Origin of the sequence: Paenibacillus sp. oral taxon 786 str. D14 (assembly GCF_000159955.1) — a bacterium.
In the GTDB taxonomy this organism is placed as follows: Bacteria; Bacillota; Bacilli; order Paenibacillales; family Paenibacillaceae; genus Fontibacillus; species Fontibacillus phoenicis.
Genome location: NZ_GG696002.1, coordinates 1 through 3,211, shown reverse-complemented (window position 1 = coordinate 3,211; position 3,211 = coordinate 1). Strand labels below are relative to the sequence as shown.

Sequence of the window (3,211 nt, the reverse complement as noted above, 5' to 3'; positions counted from 1 at the left end):
ATAGTAAGCTAGAAAGCAAGCTAGTAAGCAAGCTAAAAAGCAAGTTAGAAAGCAAACTGGAAAGCAAGCAGGGGACAGGCTCGTCTTACGCCCGCTTGGATTACACTAAATCAAATTTGGAGGTTTAACTTAATGAACATTTATGACAAAGCACATGAACTGGCGGCAGCCTTGAAGGACAGCCAGGAGGTAGCCGAAATCACGGCAGCGATGAAGCTGGTGGAGGCCGATCCCGAAAGCAAACGGATGCTCGACGATTTTCGGGTTCGCCAAAATGAAGTCCAGCAGCGAATGATGGCTGGAGAGATGCCGACGCAAGAGGAAATGGAACAAATGGAGAAACAGTTCGAGGTGCTGAGTCTGAACTTGAATATCCGTCGTCTGTTTGACGCCGAACGCCGGCTTAGCGTGATCATTCAGGACGTCAACAAGATTATTACGGACAGCCTGGCCCACCTGTACGGCGCGGGGATCTAACTTCGCGCTTTTACGCACGCTTTCTTGATTCACAAGTTTCTATCATATTCCTGCAGCCCCGTTCATAGAGATAGAAGAGACAAGGGGAAGACCTCATCAACGTATCTCGTAATCTATGAAAATAAAGGAGCTGCAGAGGATGAAAGTCGTAAGAAAACCAAGCAAATGGAAGCATGCCGTTTATCTGATTCTGGCATTAGCGATGCTCGTTTATGCCTTGCCGATGATTTCGTTTGAGCCTGGAGCCGGCTGGGTGTCGGTATTTGGCGCGGTGTGGGCAGGGTTTGCCTTCCTCGTCATCGGGGCTCACCTGCATTTCCTTCTTGGTGTCAATGAAGAGAAGCAGCGGGAGTTGGACCGAATCCGGCGGGAAAAATACCGGGAATGGGAGCTCCAATGGGGAGCGGACGGAAAACACGGTGAAAAGGCATAAGCCCGTGCTAAAAATGGACAGGGACTGTTCCGGAAGTGTAATGATCTTCCGGAACAGTCCCTTTTTTTCGTCCTCGGCTCATTTTGTATGGCACTACCTCTCGTCTTCGCCGGTCAGCATTTGATCGTTGCTGGCTCCGTGCGGGACCATCGGGTAGACGTTTTGCTCCTCCCGTACGTTAAATTCCATCAGAACGGGGCCGGGGTGCGTTAACGCCTGCCGGATCACGGCATCGGCTTCCTCCGGCGTTTGCGCCCGCAGCCCGGGTACTCCGTAGGCGCCGGCAAACGCTACAAAATCCGGCGAAGTGAGGTGGACGGAGGAGTAGCGCCGTTCATAGAACAGCTGTTGCCATTGCCGCACCATCCCCAAATAACCATTGTTCAGGATGGCGATTTTGATCGGTAAGCCGTAATCCACGGCTGTCATCATCTCCTGCAGGTTCATTTGGAAGCTGCCGTCCCCGGTGATGCAGACAATCGGCGGAGCGGACGGACCTTCCAACGCGATGGCGGCACCGATAGCGGCGGGGAAGCCAAAGCCCATGGTTCCAAGTCCACCGGAGGTCAGGAAAGAACTGGGCCGGGAGAACTGGTAGTGATGGGCGGTCCAGATTTGATGCTGACCTACATCGGTTGCCACCACAGCATGGCCTTGGGTATGCTTGTCGATCAGCCGAATGACCTCCTGCGGATTCAGCGATCCTGGAGCCACCGACTCGTTATAATGCGGCACCTTTCGCTGCCATCCGGCCGTCTCCTCAGCCCAGCGGGTCGACTTGGGCGGGATCGCGCACGCATTTAACTTCCGCAGCAGGTCCCCGATATCTCCGCACAGCCCCAGATCAACAGGAATGTTCTTGTCCAGCTCAGCATCATCGATGTCCACATGGATCTTCCAGGCATGGGGAGCGAACGACTTAGCCTTGCCGGAAAGTCGGTCGTTGAGCCGCGTTCCTAGACATATCAGCAGATCGGCGTGATGCACCGCCCGGTTGGCGGCATACGTGCCATGCATCCCGAGCATCCCGAGATAGAGCGGATGGCGGGCAGGGAAGGCCCCGATGCCCATCAGCGTAGTCGCCACCGGAATTTGCGTGGTTTCTACAAGCTGGAACAGCGGCTCGGCCGCACCGGATGCCACGGCGCCGCCCCCGACAACGAGCACCGGGCGCTCGGAGCTTTCGATCTTGCTCGCAATCAGCCGTACGGCCTCCTCATCGATCTGGGTTGAAGGCACGTAACCGCGGATGTGGATTTCGGCAGCCGGACTCAAGTTGGTTTGAGCGGTCATGATGTTCTTGGGCAGATCGATCAGGACCGGCCCCGGTCGTCCCGTGACAGCGAGATGAAAAGCCTCTTTGATGATTCTAGGCAACTCGCGGATATCCATCACGGAATAATTATGCTTGGTCACGTCCATCGTCATGCCAAAAATGTTGACCTCCTGGAAGCTGTCCCGACCGATCAGATCAGTCGACACCTGACCGGTCAGCACGACCATCGGGACCGAGTCCATGTAGGCGTTGGCGATCCCTGTGACCGCATTGGTTGCGCCTGGTCCGGAGGTGACGAGCGCAACCCCCGCCTTCCCCGTCACGCGGGCGTAGCCGTCCGCCGCGTGTACGGCTGCCTGCTCATGCCGGGTCAGAATATGCCGGATCTCTCGGCAATCGTACAGCGCATCGTAAATAGGAATTACTGCCCCGCCCGGGTATCCGAAGATCGTATCGACCTGTTCCGCAAGCAGGCAATCGATTAACAGCTCCGCTCCGCTTCGGGCGGAGGTTAACTTGGATTCTTGGATGTTTCTCATTAGGTCAGACCTCCCGGTGGAATTTTGACTATTTTATCGCGGGAGATTCGCTTGTGGAGTGATCCCAGTCATAATTCGTGGGACGCCTTGGCCGGAGGAAGCAGAGAGGCAGCGCCCAAACGTAAAGATCTGCTCGGCCGCTCGCCGAAAGGTGTAAATGACGGAGACGGGTTCGTCTTCATTAGTCACATTGGCGAGGTGTATCCAAGCGGGTTCCTGCCAGTTAGCTGCGGGAATGTCCGGAACGCTTCATTGGTGGATATTTATCGGAACTCACCGATCCTTCGGGAGCTGAGGGACAAATCCTTGCTGAAGGGAAAATGCGGCGTCTGCGAATTTAAGGAGCTGTGCGGAGGTTCAAGAGCGAGGGCTTATGCGGTTACCGGCGATTATTTGGAGAGCGATCCGTATTGCGCATATATTCCACGAGGATTTTCACAACAACAAAAATAATAAGGAGGCCGAGCGGCCTCCTTTTCTTGTTCT

At 55.2% G+C, this 3,211-nt stretch carries 3 protein-coding genes and 1 pseudogene; 3 read left to right on the top strand and 1 reads right to left on the bottom strand.

Features of this window, described 5'->3' with window-relative positions:
- Positions 1 to 132 precede the first annotated feature (132 nt).
- Positions 133 to 477, top strand: a complete 345-nt coding sequence (locus POTG_RS21890; protein WP_009227035.1) for a YlbF family regulator — start codon at positions 133 to 135, stop codon at positions 475 to 477.
- Between the two features lie 139 nt (positions 478 to 616).
- Positions 617 to 910 (top strand): hypothetical protein, encoded by a 294-nt coding sequence (locus tag POTG_RS21885; protein WP_009227034.1) that lies wholly within the window; start codon positions 617 to 619, stop codon positions 908 to 910.
- Between the two features lie 93 nt (positions 911 to 1,003).
- Here the strand turns inward: POTG_RS21885 and ilvB are convergent, their stop codons facing one another.
- Positions 1,004 to 2,725, bottom strand: coding sequence for a biosynthetic-type acetolactate synthase large subunit (gene ilvB / locus POTG_RS21880; RefSeq protein ID WP_009227033.1), 1,722 nt, complete (start codon positions 2,723 to 2,725; stop codon positions 1,004 to 1,006).
- Positions 2,726 to 2,842: 117 nt separating this feature from the next.
- Here ilvB and POTG_RS21875 point away from each other — a divergent pair.
- A pseudogene (locus tag POTG_RS21875) lies at positions 2,843 to 3,178 on the top strand (SPASM domain-containing protein); the annotation flags it as partial.
- Positions 3,179 to 3,211: the final 33 nt, after the last annotated feature.

Coding starts and splice junctions, on each gene's coding strand:
- POTG_RS21890 (WP_009227035.1), top strand. CDS start 133: ATGAACATTTATGACAAAGCACATGAACTGGCGGCAGCCTTGAAGGAC.
- POTG_RS21885 (WP_009227034.1), top strand. CDS start 617: ATGAAAGTCGTAAGAAAACCAAGCAAATGGAAGCATGCCGTTTATCTG.
- ilvB (WP_009227033.1), bottom strand. CDS start 2,725: ATGAGAAACATCCAAGAATCCAAGTTAACCTCCGCCCGAAGCGGAGCG.